This is a genomic window from Modestobacter excelsi (assembly GCF_005930495.1).
Classification (GTDB): domain Bacteria; phylum Actinomycetota; class Actinomycetes; order Mycobacteriales; family Geodermatophilaceae; genus Modestobacter; species Modestobacter excelsi.
This window is the reverse complement of record NZ_SJEX01000021.1, coordinates 25,507-41,496: the sequence shown is the minus strand read 5'-3', so window position 1 is coordinate 41,496 and position 15,990 is coordinate 25,507. Positions and strand designations below refer to the sequence as shown.

The following is a 15,990-nucleotide window of genomic DNA, read 5'->3' as shown; positions in this document are numbered from 1 at the left end:
GCGTGTTCGGAGGAACACGCCGTGCAACGAATTACAACTCTGTCATTCGATGTTTGGATGCACGCACACCCGATCCGGCCCACCGGGGCGTCGGACGGGGAGCGAAGGGCAGGCACCGTGGGTTCGAGGCACACCGGCACGACCGTCCGCAGCCGCGGTGCACAGGTCGGGCCCCTGTCCTCGGAGACTGCCTCCCCGGAGCCTGCCACCTCGGAGGCCGCCACCACCGGGACCGCCGCTCCGCGGGCGCGCCGCAGCGCCGTCGGCCGGCGCCGTCCGGCTGCCCTGCTCGCCGCCCTGGTGGTCGGCGGCATGGCCGCCGCCGTGATCGGCACCCAGGCGCTGCCCTCGGCCGACGCGGAGGAGCCCCTCTCGGTCACGGAGCTGCTGGGCTCGGACGCCGAGGGGATGCTCGAGCCGGAGATGAGCCCGCAGGAGGCGATCACCGAGGTCGAGGCGAAGGCCCGGCTGGACGAGGTCGCCGCCAGCCGTGCCCAGCGCGCCGCCGAGGCCGAGGCCGCCGAGGCCGCGGCGCAGGCCGCCGCCGAGGCCGCCCGCCCCAAGGCCGTGATGCCGATCCAGGGCGCCCGGATGACCACCTGCTTCTGCATGCGCTGGGGCACCATGCACTGGGGCGTCGACCTGGCCGCCCCCAAGCTGACCCCTGAGTACGCCGCCGAGGACGGGGTCGTGCTGCGGGCCGGCGCCGCCACCGGGTTCGGCTACGCCGTCTACATCCTGGGCGTGAGCGGCGACGTCACCGTGTACGGGCACATGGAGAAGATCCTCGTCGACGCGGGCGACGTCGTGGAGGCCGGCGACACGATCGCGCTGGAGGGCAGCCGCGGCCAGTCCACCGGCCCGCACCTGCACTTCGAGGTGCACTCGGGCGGCATGGACGGCAAGCGCATCGACCCGGTGGCCTGGCTCCGCGCCCGCGGCGTCGACCTCTGAGCAAGGACCCCCGTGCCTCCCACCGCTCGCACGCTCGCGGCGGGCTCCTGCACGGAGGCCGGGGTCTGTAGTTCCGCGCGCGGGAGCGCGGGTCAGGGAGGAAGCGGTAGCCCATGCCGGGTTCGGTGTGCAGGTACCGGGGGTGGGCGCGTCGACGTCCAGCTCGGTCCCGCCGCCGGGGGCGGCGCCCAGGTGTGCACGGTGCCGCGAGCCATGCCGAGGTACGGCTCCGGCCTTGCGATGATGGCCGGGTGAGCCGGGCGAGCGAGGACTCCAACCGGCGGATGCTGCGTGCCCGGGACGCGATGGACCGCTCCTACGCCGAGCCGCTCGACGTCCCGGCGCTGGCCCGGATCGCGCACGTGTCGGAGGCGCACTTCATCCGCACCTTCAAGACGACGTTCGGCGAGACGCCCAACCGCTACCTGCAGCGGCGGCGGGTCGAGCGGGCCATGTTCCTGCTGCGCAGCACCGACCGGACCGTCACCGACATCTGCATGGCCGTGGGTCTCAGCAGCCTGGGCACCTTCAGCCGGGTGTTCGCCGACGTCGTGGGGGAGCCGCCGAGCGTCTACCGCCGGCGCGGGCCGCTGGCCCCGGTGCCCAGCTGCTTCGGCATGCGCTGGTTGCGGCCCGGTTCGAACACCGCAGTTTCGGAGAAGCCCGGGGCGGCGTCCCCGCCCTAGCGTTCCGGGCATGTTGAACGCCATCACCATCACCTCCATCTACGTGCTCGACCAGGACGCCGCGCTCGACTTCTACGTCGGGAAGCTCGGCTTCGAGGTCAAGGTCGACCAGCAGTTCGGCCCGATGCGCTTCCTCACCGTCGCCCTGCCCGAGGACCCCGACCACGCGGTGCTGCTGGAGCTGCCGGCCCCGCCCTCGGTCAGCCCGGACGTCGCCGAGCAGGTGCGCGACCTGGTCAGCAAGGGGGCCGGCGGCGGGCACCTGTTCCTCCGCACCGACGACGCGCACAAGACCCACGCGGAGCTCGAGGAGCGCGGCGTCGACCTGCCCGAGGAGCCGATCGTCCAGCCCTACGGCATCGACTTCGGCTTCCGCGACCCGTTCGGCAACTCCGTCCGGGTCGCGCAGCTGACCCCGCCGCCCTCCGCCTGACATCCGCGGGGCCATGGTGGCCAACATGGCCCCGTCAGGTGGCGGAGCGGTGGTGCAGCCAGGACCGCACCCCCAGCAGGAGCACCAGGACGACGAGGACGCCGGCGGTCACCCAACCGACGTCGCCGGCCACCTGTGCACCGAGCGAGCGGGCGAGCAGCACGAAGGTGGTGGCCCAGGCGGTGGCGCTGACGACGATCGCCGGACCGGCCAGGCGGAGCGGCACCCCGGCACCGCCGGCCACCCGCGGGGTGAGCGTGCGGGTGACCGCCACCCAGTGCGCCCCCACCACCAGCAGGCCGGCGCCGAGCGGCCCCTGAGCGGCCAGCCACCGCCGGGCCCGCCGGACGACCGGGTCGACCCGGGCCCGCAACCGCCTGTGCCCGGCGGGGGCGACGTCCTGCCGGCGGTGCCCGCGCGACCAGCCGACCAGCGCGCCCGCGGCGCTCGCCGGCGCCGCCACGGCGATCGGCAGCACGGCTCCGGTGTCCGCTGCGGCGGACCACAGACCCAGCACCACCAACGTCGTGGTGCCCGGCAGCAGGACGCCGAGGACGACGCCGGTCTCCAGGAACAGCACCGCCGCGCCGACGGCGAGCACGACCGCGGCCGGCCAGCTGCCGACGGCGTCGAGCAGCGTCGTCAGCACGGTGCCCTCCCGGGGGCGGCCACCCCGGCCGGACGGCGGGGTCAGACGCCGTCAAGGTACGCGGCAGCACCCGTCAGGAACCCGTCAAGAACGGTCGCGGGCACCCGGTGCGAGGTGACGGCCCTGGTGGCGCAGGCGACCTACGGCCGGGCCCTGGGTGTCATCGAGGCGCCCCACGTGGACGTGCTGGAGCTCGACCTGGCGCTGGACGGGGAGTTCGGCACGAGGGGCGACCGCCTCCCGACACGCGGCGCCTGGGAGAGGACCCCTCGCCAGGCGCCGCCGCGGGGGTCTGTATGGTTGTCAACGGCTCGGACACACCAGACCGGGTCGGCAAGGGGCTGTGGCGCAGCTGGTAGCGCACCACACTGGCAGTGTGGGGGTCAGGGGTTCGAGTCCCCTCAGCTCCACCCCGATGACCAGGCCGTTCCCCTTCTGGGGAGCGGCCTGAGTCGTCTCTGGTTGCAGTTGTGGTTGCAGTTTGCCCACCCTTACCTGGCAGCAGCAGGGCGCCCATCCGGTCGGCGGCCTCGCGGGCCATGGCCGGCATGACGTGGCTGTAGATGTCCATCGTCGTGCGCATTTGGCTGTGGCCGAGCAGCTCCATGACCACCCGCGGATGCACGTTCTCGCTGAGAAGCAGGGTCGCCGCAGTGTGCCGACCGTCGTGCAGGCGGACGTGGCGGACGCCGGCCTTCTGCAGCAGACGGGTCCAGTCGTCGTAGTCGGTCTTCTTGTCGATCGGCCGGCCGTTGGGCTGGGCGAAGACCAGGTCCCCGTCGTGCCACTCATAGCCGGCCAGCATCCGCTCGCCGAGCTGGGCGGCTTTGTGCTCCTGCAGCGCGGCGAGCAGGGGCAGCGGCAGCGCCAACGTGCGCTGGCTGCGGCGGGTCTTGGGCTCCTCGTAGACCAGCCCGCCGCCGCGGACCCGGTGGATGCTGCGCCGCACGCTCAGGGTGCCGGCCAGCGGGTCGATGTCCTTCCACTGCAACGCCAGCGCCTCGGACTGGCGCAGGCCGAGGGCGAGCGCGACGGTCCAGCGGGCGGAGTTGCGCACGGTGGCGGCCGCTTCCAGGACGGCGCGGGCCTCGCCGAGGTCGAGTGCGGTGGCGATGTCGCTGTGGCGCTGGGCGGGCGGGTCGACGAGGGCGGCGACGTTGCGGGGGACGTGGCCGCGCTGGACGGCGACGGTGAGGGCCCGGGACAGGATGCGGTGGTGCCGCAGCACCGAGGCGGGGGAGTAGCCCTCGTCCAGCAGGGCGCTGTAGAGCTGGTCGAGGTGCTCCGGACGCAACCGGTCGAGGCGGTGCCGGCCGATGCCGGGGATCAGGTGCTTGCGGACGGCCGACTCATAGCTCTCCAGCGTCCGCTGTCGCACCCGGCGCGGGGCGATCTCCGTCAGCCAGTGCTCGAGCCACCAGGCGACTGTCGGGGTCGACGTCTCGCTGACCGTCCCGGTGTCGCGCTTGCGTTCGAGCTCTCGGACCTTCGCCACCACCACGCCGCGGCTCATGCTGCTGACGTGCCGGCGGTCGACCTTGCCGTCGAGCGTGAACCCGACGGAGACGTAGCCGTGCCAGCGCCCGTCGGCGCCCTTGTAGATCGTCGACTCGCCGTTCGACGCGCGTCCGGCCATCCGCTACCCCTTGGCGCTCGTTCGGAGGCTGAGTGTCCCGGAGCGCTGACGTAAGGGGCAGGCTCGCTGGGGATTCACGCAGCGTCCGGCGAAGGCTGTGGACGGGACGAAGAAGCCTCGAGCCGGCGGACGTAGCGGCCGAGCTCCGCCTGAGAGATCCGGCAGCTGCGGCCGATGTGCACGGGACGCAGATCCCCGCTCTTCATGAGCGCGTACACCGTCGTGCGGCCGACGCGGAGGACCTCCGCCGCCTCCTCGGGCGTGAGGAGAAGCCGATCGGCCGCCATGACTTCGCGGAGCGGCTGCGGATCACCCATGTCGACATCTCCCGGATCAGTGGCGTGGCTGCGTAAAGGCTGCTGCACGACGGTGGGGGAGCGGCCTCCCGAACATCTCCTGTTCCTCTCCCGTGGCGCGCACCGAGCGGTGACCGCTGCTGACTGGAGACGCGAGCACATGCCCCTCGTTACTGCAGAGCCGCTGCAGCATCGGTCAGCGCAAGTGGGGAGCGCCGGTGGGGTGGGCGCGTCTCCTGTAGCTCTCCAGTACGGGCTGGAGAGCCCGCGCCAGGGCGGGCAGGTCGCGGTCGTGGACCCGCCCGTCGTCAAGCTGGCCTACGAGCTCGCCGAGCAGTCTGGGCCAGTCGCGGCGGGTGGGCACGAGTGGAACCTGGACATCGACGCGCCGCTCGACGACCTCCACCGCGGACAGCCCCGAGGCCGCGGCTCGGGCCTGCTCCCAGGCGCCGTGCCGGCAGGTAGCCGAGCACCACTTCGGGATCGGCCCTCGGCTCCGCGGGCTGATCGGCCCGCCGCACCAACCGCACGCCGTCGCCGCGGTCCTCCGCTCGCGACCGTGTACGTCCGCTGCGGCCGGGTCCGCGCGGGCTTCGGGAGTCGTCCGCTGGGATTGCTGACGCCGTTGCCGCTCGCGCTCACGCCGGCGTGCTCGATATTCGGGGCTACCGCTGGTTCCCATGCCGTCAAGGCTCCGGAGGAGTCTCCTGGAACCCGTCACCACGATTCGGCATACGGCAGGTGCATGAGGTGTGATGCCTCGTGATGTGATGAGCTCCAGTGCGTTGGCTGGGGCGGCGTCTCGCGTGTCGCGACTCCGCAATAGTCGGGGTGGTGTCTGCGTGCGGACTCGCCTTAGGGGCGTCCCTGAAGGCGGCCTATGGGATACCCGACTCAGGGATGGGACTCTGCGGACCCCTGCATGGCCATGGACCGGAGGCGGAGCATGCCGTCTGCGGCGCAGTCAGCCTCCGCGACGCCGCTGACACGCTGGTCTCCATGGCGTCCATTGAGCGATCTGTGGGCGGTGGCAGCTAAGGGGTCAAGGACCGTCACCTGCCGCCGCTAGCCTGCCCCCGCCTGACAGCCGAGTGAGCGGGGGAAACACGTGACGTTCAAGGATGACCTGGTCGCCGCGAAGGACGACATCGTCAAGAAAGACTTCGTGACCAGGGATGGCACGGTCGTCCCCGTCTCCACCGACGTCGGCTTCAACGAGGCGGTCAAGCTGAAGGCGACCTACCTCTACGCCGACATGGCCAACAGCAGCGGCCTCGTGGCGATCAGCCCCAAGGAGACGGTCGGCAAGGTCCTGCGCCTCTACCTCGACCTGTCCGTCCGCATCATCCGCAAGAACGGCGGCCACATCCGCAGCTTCGACGGCGACCGAGTCATGGGCATCTTCATCGACGACGGGCGCTTCAACACGGCGGTCAAGGCCGCGATGCAGATCAAGTGGGCCTGCCTCAACATCATCCAGCCGGAGCTCAACAGCCGGTACGGCAGCATCCAGAAGTCCGGGTGGCTGCTCAAGCCCGGCACCGGCATTTCGAGCGGTGAGGCGTTCATCATCCGGGGCGGCGTCCGCCGGACGGGTAGCGACCTGGTGTCCGTCGGCCTGGCACCAACCTGGCCGCCAAACTGAGCGACCAGCGGACAGACCCGTATCACGTCCGCATCGACACGGCGACGTACAAGGGCCTCACCGACGCCGGGAAGATCGGTAAGGGTGGCAAGAACATGTGGGACGGTCTGTACTCATTGGAGGTGGGCGGCAACAAGCACAGCTACTACCGGTCCAGCTTCAACTGGTCGATCGCTTGAGGCTGCTCGTCGTCCTGCTGGCCCCGCTCCGGGCTCGAGCCCAACCACAGCACCCGCCAGTTGATCCGTCTGACCTCCTGCCTACCGAGCACGCCGGGCGCCAATTGATCGGCAGCTATCAACAGAGGGGAAACCAGTTGGGGATCTCTGCCGACGTGAAGTCGGCCATCGACGACATCATCACGACCAGCTGGAACACGCGGTCAGGTCGCACGGTCCCCGAGACGTCTGACGTCTCCCTCAGCAACGGTGCGGTGATGCTGGATGCGACCTACCTCTACGCCGACATGGCCGGCAGCTCGAAGCTGGCGCAAACAGCCCCGGACGAGGTGGTCGCCAAGGTCATCCGTACCTACCTGAACGCCGCGACGCGGCTCATCAGGCACTACGGCGGCGAGATTCGCAGCTTCGACGGTGACCGGGTGATGGGCATCTTCATCGGCACCGACCAGTCGACGAAGGCCGTCAAGGCTGCCCTGGCGATCAACTGGGCGGTCAAGCAGGTCATCAGGCCGAAGATCGAGAAGCGCTGGCCGTCCACCTTGAGCGACTGGACCATGCACCACGGCGTCGGCATCGACATGGGCGAGGCCATGATCGTCCGCGGCGGGGTGCGGAACAACAACGACCTGGTGTCCATCGGTTCAGCGCCGAACGTGGCCGCCAAGCTGAGCGACCTGCGGCACGAGTCGGACATCTACATCTCCGACGCCGTCTACAAGGACATGGGGTACTCCGTCACGTGGTCGAACGACGGAAAGACCTTCCTGTGGGGCAATACCTACTGGCCCGTCATCGGCGGGTTGAAGAAGACCGTTCACGGTGCGACGTGGTGGCGTGAGCCCTGATGACCCTTGAGGCCGAGGAGCACGCCTGGCGCATCCATGCGGCGATACAGGAGTGGATCAAGCACGCTGAGACGAAGGCCAGCTTCCTGCTGACCATCCAGTCGGCGCTGATGGTCTTCTTCAGCAGCCGCCTGGCGGCCAACGACTTCTCACTCATCGACCGGCTGACGGATGCGGCTCTCTCCCCCCTGGCGTTCATCCTGTACGCGTTGGGACTGCTCTGCGTCCTCGGTGCCATCGGCAGCCTGATCTTCGTGGTGGTCCCCCGGCTCCGCTCGAAGGAGCTGGCGGCCGAGCGCGGCAGTAACGCCATCTACTTCGGGCATGTGGTCGGTCAGGACGCGAACGACGTCAAGCGCCTCATCGAAGGGCCAACAATGCTCGACCAGCTGAGCCGGCAGATCAGCGTCACTGGCGGTATCGCCTGGACCAAGCACATCTGGCTGCAGACGTCCATCTTCATGGCGGTGGTCGGCGTCGTGCTGATCGGCGTCGCCTTCATGATGGCGGCCTTCGTCGAGGTATGAGAAAAGCCTGCTATCGGATGTAGCAGGCTTTCCCTACGGTTCTAAGCCAGGCGGGGCGTGACTCTGACCTCGCGCTTCTCGATCGGAGATGGTGAAGACCGCCCAGCGGGCAGCCAGGAACCAGTCGGTCACCTGGACCTCCGTCGAGAAGCTGTCCTGCTCCCCGACCGAGCACTCGAACACGGTCGCCCGCGTGAGCGAGAAGTGGTAGATGGCGTGGACGGTTCCTCGCCTTCGGCGATGGCTTCATGGCGGCCTTCTTCGCCGTGTTCACTCTGCTGCTCGTCCCGGCGTACCTCTGCTTTCGGTGGGCCGCTCGTCGGCGCTCTTGGTGAGCCGGCGCCTTCAGTCGCTCACTGCGTGTGAGGAACCGGCTAGGTGGGCGACTCGCCCGACGCGGGAGCGTCAGTCCGCACACAGTCCGCAAGTCGGTCGATCTCGGCCCTTCGAAGCCAACGGTGGCCAAACGTAGAACCGCAGGTCAAGAGCCAATTCCGTCGACGACCGTCATCCGCCAATCACCCGATTTTCGTTCCGCTTCTACGTCTGGTTGGACCGTGGCCCGTGTCGGTGGATCGGCGATACGCCTCTTCCGTTCGGTTCCGGTTGTCCGGCCCGAGTTCCGGTTGACTGGGTCCGCCATCGCTGCTCGTGCGTCACAACGAGTCCGGCCACCTGAAATGCAAGACGTGTGTGGGGCTTGATCTTGCTCCATCTCCAGTAGCGATGAGGAGCAGGATGGCCCGGTGGAGCAGAGCATCAGGATCGATGTCGAGGCCCCGGTCCAACGGGTCTGGGGGGTGCTGCGTGAGGTCGAGCGGCGGCCGGAGTGGGCGCCGACGGTGACCTCGGTGCGACGCCTGGACGACGGGCCGCTCGCCGTCGGGTCCTAGCGCGGGTGGAGCAGCCTCGGATCCCTCCTGCTGAGCCCACGGTGACCGACTTCGCGCCGGGCCGATCATCAACCTGCGTGGCCGCCGGTCACACGGTCGAGCAGGTCCTCCGGCGAATCGCTAGCCAGCAGCACCTCGATCGTCGTCGGGGCGTCCATACCTCCGCTCGGAAGCTGCGTGAGGAAGTCGGAACCGGCGGCATGCGTGTGACACTGGCGGTGGAGCAAGCCGGGCCCGTGGGCGTGGTGATCAGACGGTTCCACCGCCGCCTCACCGATCGCTACCTGACCGCCGAGCCGAGGGCATCAAGGCCAGGAGCGAGAGACAGGTGTGAATTCCGGCATGTGGCGTCCGCCGTCGTCGCTGGGACTGTCCGGCCTTGCACTCGGACGCTCGGCGCGACCTTGAGTCGGCTCACCCGACGACACGGCCGCTGTCCCAGCAGCAGACGGGTACGAGCCGTACTTCGCGACCTCGCCGCGCGTCCGGCCCGGTCCGGTCCGGAGCGGCCTCGAACCCGTAGCTAGTCATCGGACTTCAGCCGCAGGGTCGCGCAGCGATCTGCGGCCGCACCGAACGGGATGTCGTCGACGCGGGCGACGATCGTCGCCCGCCGGGTTGGGCACCCGGACCACCAGCTGCGAGAACGGGAAGCCGTCTTCGAGGCACTCGTCGAGCACCCCAGCTGCCGCAGCACCCGCAGCGCGTTGCCTTGCAGGGTGATCCCGGACCCGGGAGCGGAGACCTCGGGCTTGATCTCCACGAGGTCAGACGCGATCCCGTCATCGGCGAGCAGGATCGCCGTCGTGGCTCCGGCGGCGCCGGCACCGACGACCAGGACGTTGTTCACAGCGGGCACAGCAAGACTCCTTCGTCCGCCGACGCGTTCAGGGCTGGTAGGGGGTGAACGTCCTCGTTTGGGCGCGAAGCGGAACGTGTGGCCACGGTCGGCAGGGCGGTGGTCGCGGCCCGTCGCCCCCTCGACAGGCCCCGACCGTCCGGCTCAGGACTTCCGGTACTGCGTGCGGGCGTAGCTGTCGTACGGCGCGGGCTGCACAGTTGCCCTGATCCGCGAAAAGCCGAGGTCCGCGTCGGGGGCCGTTCCTGGCCCGGGGTGCTCGCCCCAGACCAGCTCGACCTCGGTGCCGGGTTCGGCGTGCTCGCGGTCGATGACGGCGATGGAGTGGATGGCGCCCGCAGGGTCGATGTACGTGGCGTACTCGGACAGCCCGATGAGGCGGGCGTCCTTCTCCACGCGGTCCTTGGTGTAGCTCAGGAAGAAGTCGCGCTCCGGCCCGAACACCGTCACCACGTCGTCGGAATACCAGACCAGGGTGACCTTTTGCCGGTGCACCTGGTCCTTCGCCGCGGCGAGGGCGTCCTTGCCGATGAAGTCGTGGTTGAACGAGACCGAGCGGCCGTATCCGAGCTCGTAAGGGGAGTGGTAGTAGTCCTCGATGTCGTCGGAGTAGAAGCTGCCCCGAAGGGCGCCCTGGCCCTCGTACGAGAACAGACTGGTGAAGCCGCGGAAGCCAGCCGTGCTTTCGGACGTGTAGATGGCCGGCACCGGAGTCGCCAGCCACCCGCCGACGACGCCGGCGGTGTAGTAGGCCAGCCCGCCCACCTGGACGAGGCCGAACTGCTCACCTGCTGCCAGCAGCACCTCGCGGACCGGTGCGTAGTCCTCCCACGCCCCGAAGAACTCGAAACCGGGCTGGCCGGTCATGCCGTGCCGGAGCGCTCGGAACGTCCTGCCCGCCAGCGAGACCTCGGCGGAGTGGAAGAACTTCACCGTCGGCATCGGCCCGCCGAACACGGACTCCAGGAAGGGTATTGCCTTCGCGCCCTGGACCTGGAACCGGAAGAGGACCGGGTCGGCACCGCCGCGGAACGCGGAGTCGGGGTCGACCGTCAGCGTGACGTCGTAGTCCCCTCGCTCGGCCTCGTGCTGCACCCAGGTGCCCGCGGTGCCGATGCCGGCGAGGTTGAACCGGTCCTCGGCAAGGCGGGTCAGGATGCCGTCCTGGACCAGCAGGCCTTCCTCGTTCACCACGATGAACTGCTTCGCCTGACCGATGGCGTAGTTCTCGAAGTTGTTCGCCCCGACCCTGGAGAGGAGGCGCAGGGCGTCCGGGCCCTCCACGAACAGGTCGGCCATGTGGTGGGAGAGCTCGAGGTAGGCGACGCCGTCGTACCAGGCGCGCTGCTCCTCCCGCCAGCCGGTGATCTCCGGCGGCACCACCGGGACGGTGACGGCTGGGGCACCCGGCTTCCAGAGCAGCTTCACCGGGCTACCGGCCTGGTCGATACCGCTCTGCAGGGAGGGCAGGTTCATGTCGTCCTCTGTTCGTGGGGTGGGGTTGACGGGGCGGCGGTCCGGTCGATCGCGAGCTTTCCGACAGCCCCCGCCCGGAGTGCCTCGAAGGCCAGGGGGATCTCGTCGAAGGGGAAGGTCGCGGTGATGGGCGCGTGCAGCTGACCGGTTCCGGCGAGCTCGGCGATGGTGCGCAGCGCCTCCTGGTCGACAGCGGCTCGCACGTTCGTCGCTACGACACCGGGCAGGCGGTCAGCGTCGGCGGCGTGGCCGGTGCAGGCGACCCGCCCGCCGGGAGCGAGGACCCGGGTGGCGAGAGCGGTGAACGCGTCCTCGTCGCGGTTGACCAGGTCGATCACCGCGGCGACGCCGGCGGGGTGCAGCGAGCGGACCCGCTCGGCGAGGTCGGCGGTCGACCAGTCCACGACGTCGGTTGCACCGTTCTTCCGGACGTGCTTCTCCTCTTCGCCCGGCCGGGCCGTGGCCAGCACCGTCGCGCCGTGGGCCACCAGCATCTGCACGGCATAGCTGCCGACGCCTCCGGTGGCGCCGTTGACGAGGACCACGTCGCCCGCTGTGGGCGTGACTGCCTCGACGCAGCGGAGGGCGGTGAGCGCGGCCAGCCCGAGCGCCCCGGCGGCTGCATCGTCCACGCCGTCGGGGACCGGCGCCACCCACGTGCGCGGAACGGCGACCAGCTCGGCGAACGAGCCGCGCCCGGCGACCAGTTCGCGGACCAGGCCGAACACCCGCCGGCCCACCGCGAGGTCGTCGACACCGGCACCGAGAGCCTCGATCGTGCCGGCGAAGTCGCTGCCGAGCACGACGGGGTAGTGGTAGGTCATGTAGCGGGCGGCGCCGCCGTTGGCGACCATCGCGTCGTGCGGGTTGACCGAGGACGCGGTCACCCGCAGGAGGACCTCGTCGTCGGCCGGCTGGGGTGCCGCCACGTCCGCGAAGACCGGGGAGGCCCCTTCGGCCGGGAGCACGTAGGCGCGCATCAATAGGCCTCCTGCGCGATGCGGGCCTGCGCCCCGGGGATGCCGAGGGACAGCAGTTCGGCCTCTGCGGGGGTCAGGTCGGCGCCACCGGTCTCCTGCTTGAGCAAGGCCAACGACATGTCGGCAACGAACAGCGCGCGGTCCCGCCTGCGCTCGAACCAGGCCGGCAACGCCCGGTCCAGGGTCGGGTGCTCGTCGAGGGCTGCGGCGAGGGTGACGGCGTCCTCCACCGCCATAGCGGCGCCCTGCGCCATGTGCGGGGGAGCGGTGTGGGCTGCGTCGCCGGCGATCGCGATCCGGCCGCGGAACCAGGGCTCGCGCACTGTCACGTGGTATAGCGGCGCGTAGCTGACGTAGTTGTCGGCGGTGATGCTGTCGCGCATCTCGCCGATCCGGCCGGAGAACCCCTGCATGCGCTCCTTCGCGAGCCGGACGAAGTCGGCGGGGTCGAACCTGGGGTTGTCGGGCTCGGGGGTGACGAGCCCGAAGTACATCTGCTCGTCGCTGATCGGGGTCAGCACTGCCTTGGCCGGGCCGCTGATGGCGAAGGCGATGTGGGTGAGGTCGGCCGGGCGGGGCATTGTGATGCGCCAGCACGCGGACCCGGTGAACTGAGGTGTGTACCGGTCTCCGAAGAGGTGCTCGCGGATCTTGGAGTTGACGCCGTCGAAGCCGACGACCAGGTCGTAGCGGTTGCTGCTCGCGCCGTGGTCGCGGACCGGTGGGGTGCGCTTGCCGGTCCAGGTGGCCAGTTCGACCTCCACCCCGTCGAGGTCCTCGGTCAGGTTCCAGACCGTGGAGCCGGTGCGGATCCGGGCGCCCGCCTTCTCGGCGGCCTCGCGCAGGATGGCGTTATAGACCGGACGGCTGATCGCGTTGTTCGACGGCTTGCCGTACCGACCCTCCGCCGGCGGGATTCTTGCCACCTCGACGCCGGCGGGGTTCCAGATGGCCAGCGGTTCGAAGGGGAAGCCGACCTCCAGACAGGCGTCCCGGACCCCGATCTCGTCCAGGGCGGCGAGGGCGTTGTTCGGCTGGCTGAGTCCCACGCCGAGCACGGCCTCCGGGCCGGCAGCCTCCAGGACGTCGACCTCGACGCCGCGCCGGCCGAGGGCGGCGGCCAGCGCGAGGCCGCCGACGCCGCCGCCCTGGATCAGAACCCTGCGCACTGCGGTCATCTGGGCGTCCGCAGTTCTGCATGGTGTCCGGTGCGAGCGATCATGAGATGTCCGATCGGGTGGCGAGGCGGGTGTGGGGAGCGCGATGGCGGGATGACCCGTGCGTTACGACCTCGGCGAAGGTGTGCGACCCGTGTCACAGCGCACGCTATGAACAGCGGGGGCGGTGCGGAAATGCGGTGTTGATATCGCTCCGATCCATCCGGTGCATGGCGTGCGTCACACGACCAGGTCCGCGACGTCCACCGGGTCGGCGTCACGTGCCAGCTGCATCGGCCCGGACGGTGAGGACGCGGTGCGGCGGGGCGTACCGCAGTGCTCCGTCGGCGCGCTGACCGTCGGAGTGGGGCCACTGCCGCCGTGCGATGACGGGCGTCGGAACCTCGTTGCCGTCGGTGGGGGTCATCAGCTCGTGATGCCTTGTTGGGTCCTCGCCGCCTGCAACGTGTTCGCCAGCAGCATGGCGATCGTCATCGGGCCAACTCCACCAGGCACGGGGGTCAGGGCGCACTGGTCTACGACTCGGGGGCCAGCGCTCGGGCCGCCAACCGCGCGAAGGCGGGGAGCAATACAGCAGTCCGTACAGCAACGCGCTCGGAACGGCCGCGCATGGGGACGAACGGGGAAGGGCGCCGCAACCCTGTGACCTGCGCTTTCGGTACGTCCGCGAATCCTGGCGGACCGATCGAAGGTGACTGAGGGGCACAGGCTTCAGGCGTGCCCATGCGGCACCACAGTTCAGCACCGACATGAACGACGGACTGGTGAGGGTCGCTGGCGATGCGCTGGCGTGGCGGCGAAATCGAACGGGACGAAACAGCCACCGGGTTGTCCCCTGACCAAAGGCTCGGCTGAGGGATTGCTCCTGACCTTCTCCGGTAGGTCTCCAGCTATGCCCCGCGCGGGTCTTCGTTTCTCGACTGCTCGTGCACAGCGCGACTCCGATCCACAGATGTGGGCCCACGTGCACGCCTGCCGCTCGACGGCGTCCCATTGGTCTGCCGACAGGCCCCTCCAGCGGAGCGATCACCACGCCGCCACCCGGCCACATGCCGTGCGGGACCCGGCCTGATGACCTGCTCTGCACCCGCCTCTGGACCTCAGGGCGACAGCGGCCGGCCAGCGACGGGCTCGTCGTCGCGTCCGAAGCCGAAGAAGGAGACGTCACCGAGCTGTCCGCGGTCGGGCTCGAAGAGCAGGAACACCGCGTGCGAGCCGGCCACCGGCGCCGTGCGCGCCTCCAGGGTCGTCCATCCCGCACCGACGGCAGGAGCGGTCACCGGCACCGCCGCGACCGGCGTGCCGACGGGCGCGTCGAGATAGACCAGGAGGCGGCCGGTGCTGCGGGCGTCGAGCTCGATCAGGACCGTCCGGTGGGCGACCGCGGCGCCGAAGTCGAGGTACTTGAACCCGAGGACCCCACCCCGGTGGGTGTTGCTGACGACCTGCAGCGTGCGCCGCCCCGACTCGTCCTCTGTGCCACGGGCGTCCTCGCGCAGGACGACGGTCGGACGCCGGGACCGGCCTGGTAGCCCGCGCGGTCCGGTGAGGTGGCACGCGATGGAGGCCGGCCAGGTCCGGAACGCGTCGAGGTCGGACGGGTCGAGGCCTCGCGAGGTGTACTCGGCCTGCTCGAAACCGCCGTGCGGCGCTCGTTGCAGCGGGGTCGCGCAGGCCTGCCGGCCGTCGGCGGTGTGCCGGTGGTAGACTTGGTACGAGGTGCCGTCTGCCTCGAACATGCCGCCGTGCGTGTTGCCTATCCGGTCGGTCGGGCCCGGGCCGGCGTTCTTCCAGGCGTTGCCCAGCGAGACGAGCGGTCCAGCCGGCTCGAACGGCCCGAGTGGATTGTCGGCGACCGCGTGGTACATGCCGAAGAACTTCTCGCCGCCCACGGCCCAGTAGGACAACCAGTACCGCCCGTCGATCCAGCGGATCGACGGGCCGTTCATGTACGACGTCCAGCGCCGGCGGCGCGACGCCATGGCGCGTGCGGCCCCGAGCATCCCCTGCCGGAAGATCGGCGTCACGTACTCGCCCGTCTCGGCGTTCCGCATGACGGTACGCATGTCGGCCGGGTCCAGCTCGACGACGGAGCAGTTGAACGATCCGAAGTACAGGAAGACGCGCCCGTCGTGGTGGAGCAACGCAGGGTCGTAGGCGTACTCGCTCGAGCGCCGGCCGAACATCCCGATGCCCTCTCCGAACGCCCGGTCTCCGTCGTCTATGCCGTCGAGGTCGTCCCGCCGCCCGTCCGGCCGGTCAGCCTCGGGGTACCGCACGCGTCCGACGTACTCGAATGGCCCCGCAGGCGACGTGGCGGTGGCCATACCGAAGCCGGACCGCGACGTCCCGACGCCGTAGTACAGGTGGTACGTATCGTCGACCTCGACGACATCGGGTGCGAACAGCCCGTGCACGGTGCCCAGCCGGTCGCGCTTGTGCGCGATGCTGCGGATGTACGGGTCCTGCAGCCGCCGGTAGATGATTCCCTCGTACCGCCACGTCGCGAGGTCGTCCAGCGCCGCGGAGTAGCAGATGTAGTCTCCCGCGCACATGCTCGTCGGCGACGATGCGACGTCGTGCGATCCGTAGAGGTAGACGCGTTCGCCGAACACGCGCGGCTCGCCGTCGGGAATGAACTCGTTGCTCGGCAGGAACGGATTCACCGACCGCTCGTCGGAGCCGAGGGGCAGGCCCCGGAAGGTGATGGTCACTGCCAGCGTCCTCTCGTCGGCGCGGCCTGGGGTAAGA

General features: G+C 70.0%; 16 protein-coding genes, 1 tRNA gene and 1 pseudogene. 9 read left to right on the top strand and 9 right to left on the bottom strand.

What is annotated here, in order from left to right; translation table 11 throughout:
- The first annotated feature begins 117 nt into the window (after positions 1-117).
- The 3 genes from FHL80_RS09715 (at position 118) to FHL80_RS09705 (ending at position 2,073) form a co-directional block, all read left to right on the top strand.
- Positions 118-954 carry a M23 family metallopeptidase gene (locus tag FHL80_RS09715; RefSeq protein WP_138733218.1) on the top strand — a complete coding sequence of 279 codons (837 nt, stop codon included), beginning with the start codon at positions 118-120 and terminating at the stop codon, positions 952-954.
- Between the two features lie 251 nt (positions 955-1,205).
- Positions 1,206-1,640: a helix-turn-helix domain-containing protein gene (locus tag FHL80_RS09710; protein ID WP_138733217.1), complete on the top strand. Its 435-nt coding sequence runs from the start codon at positions 1,206-1,208 to the stop codon at positions 1,638-1,640.
- A 10-nt stretch (positions 1,641-1,650) separates the two neighbouring features.
- Positions 1,651-2,073 (top strand): VOC family protein, encoded by a 423-nt coding sequence (locus FHL80_RS09705; RefSeq protein ID WP_138733216.1) that lies wholly within the window; start codon positions 1,651-1,653, stop codon positions 2,071-2,073.
- Between the two features lie 34 nt (positions 2,074-2,107).
- On the opposite strand, the gene FHL80_RS09700 is transcribed toward FHL80_RS09705, so the two are convergent.
- On the bottom strand, positions 2,108-2,722 hold the full coding sequence (locus tag FHL80_RS09700) for an SNARE-associated domain-containing protein (RefSeq protein ID WP_138733215.1): 615 nt from the start codon (positions 2,720-2,722) through the stop codon (positions 2,108-2,110).
- A 337-nt stretch (positions 2,723-3,059) separates the two neighbouring features.
- Here FHL80_RS09700 and FHL80_RS09690 point away from each other — a divergent pair.
- Positions 3,060-3,132, top strand: a tRNA-Ala gene (locus tag FHL80_RS09690).
- A gap of 197 nt (positions 3,133-3,329) precedes the next feature.
- Here FHL80_RS09690 and FHL80_RS27060 read toward each other — a convergent pair.
- Together FHL80_RS27060 and FHL80_RS09680 are read right to left on the bottom strand one after the other, a co-directional pair.
- Positions 3,330-4,235 (bottom strand): annotated as a pseudogene (locus tag FHL80_RS27060) (site-specific integrase); the annotation flags it as partial.
- A gap of 197 nt (positions 4,236-4,432) precedes the next feature.
- Positions 4,433-4,675: a helix-turn-helix domain-containing protein gene (locus tag FHL80_RS09680; RefSeq protein WP_216870570.1), complete on the bottom strand. Its 243-nt coding sequence runs from the start codon at positions 4,673-4,675 to the stop codon at positions 4,433-4,435.
- 1,087 nt (positions 4,676-5,762) lie between these two features.
- On the opposite strand from FHL80_RS09680, the gene FHL80_RS09670 reads away from it, so the two are divergent.
- The 5 genes from FHL80_RS09670 (at position 5,763) to FHL80_RS25385 (ending at position 8,746) form a co-directional block, all read left to right on the top strand.
- A complete protein-coding gene (locus FHL80_RS09670; RefSeq protein ID WP_138733213.1) occupies positions 5,763-6,299 on the top strand; it encodes an adenylate/guanylate cyclase domain-containing protein in 537 nt (178 codons plus the stop codon).
- Positions 6,300-6,633: 334 nt separating this feature from the next.
- Positions 6,634-7,326 (top strand): adenylate/guanylate cyclase domain-containing protein, encoded by a 693-nt coding sequence (locus FHL80_RS09665; protein WP_216870569.1) that lies wholly within the window; start codon positions 6,634-6,636, stop codon positions 7,324-7,326.
- A complete protein-coding gene (locus tag FHL80_RS09660; RefSeq protein ID WP_138733212.1) occupies positions 7,326-7,853 on the top strand; it encodes a Pycsar system effector family protein in 528 nt (175 codons plus the stop codon). Before FHL80_RS09665 ends, FHL80_RS09660 begins: the two co-directional genes overlap by 1 nt.
- An 88-nt stretch (positions 7,854-7,941) precedes the next feature.
- Positions 7,942-8,064 carry a hypothetical protein gene (locus FHL80_RS26705; protein WP_281283454.1) on the top strand — a complete coding sequence of 41 codons (123 nt, stop codon included), beginning with the start codon at positions 7,942-7,944 and terminating at the stop codon, positions 8,062-8,064.
- A gap of 535 nt (positions 8,065-8,599) precedes the next feature.
- The gene (locus FHL80_RS25385) at positions 8,600-8,746 is read left to right on the top strand and encodes an SRPBCC family protein (RefSeq protein ID WP_216870568.1); all 147 of its coding nucleotides are present in this window, start codon (positions 8,600-8,602) and stop codon (positions 8,744-8,746) included.
- A 523-nt stretch (positions 8,747-9,269) separates the two neighbouring features.
- Here the strand turns inward: FHL80_RS25385 and FHL80_RS09650 are convergent.
- From FHL80_RS09650 to FHL80_RS09625, 6 genes are all read right to left on the bottom strand, one after another.
- Complete coding sequence (locus FHL80_RS09650) at positions 9,270-9,605, bottom strand: FAD-dependent monooxygenase (protein ID WP_138733211.1); 336 nt, start codon at positions 9,603-9,605, stop codon at positions 9,270-9,272.
- Positions 9,606-9,749: 144 nt separating this feature from the next.
- Positions 9,750-11,081, bottom strand: a complete 1,332-nt coding sequence (locus tag FHL80_RS09645; RefSeq protein WP_138733210.1) for an aminomethyltransferase family protein — start codon at positions 11,079-11,081, stop codon at positions 9,750-9,752.
- On the bottom strand, positions 11,078-12,061 hold the full coding sequence (locus tag FHL80_RS09640) for a quinone oxidoreductase family protein (protein ID WP_138733209.1): 984 nt from the start codon (positions 12,059-12,061) through the stop codon (positions 11,078-11,080). The genes FHL80_RS09645 and FHL80_RS09640 overlap by 4 nt, the downstream gene beginning before the upstream one ends.
- On the bottom strand, positions 12,061-13,239 hold the full coding sequence (locus FHL80_RS09635; RefSeq protein WP_138733208.1) for an FAD-dependent monooxygenase: 1,179 nt from the start codon (positions 13,237-13,239) through the stop codon (positions 12,061-12,063). Before FHL80_RS09635 ends, FHL80_RS09640 begins: the two co-directional genes overlap by 1 nt.
- Before the next feature lie 405 nt (positions 13,240-13,644).
- Positions 13,645-13,734: a hypothetical protein gene (locus tag FHL80_RS09630; protein WP_281283453.1), complete on the bottom strand. Its 90-nt coding sequence runs from the start codon at positions 13,732-13,734 to the stop codon at positions 13,645-13,647.
- 605 nt (positions 13,735-14,339) lie between these two features.
- A complete protein-coding gene (locus tag FHL80_RS09625; RefSeq protein WP_138733207.1) occupies positions 14,340-15,953 on the bottom strand; it encodes a family 43 glycosylhydrolase in 1,614 nt (537 codons plus the stop codon).
- Positions 15,954-15,990 lie beyond the last annotated feature (37 nt).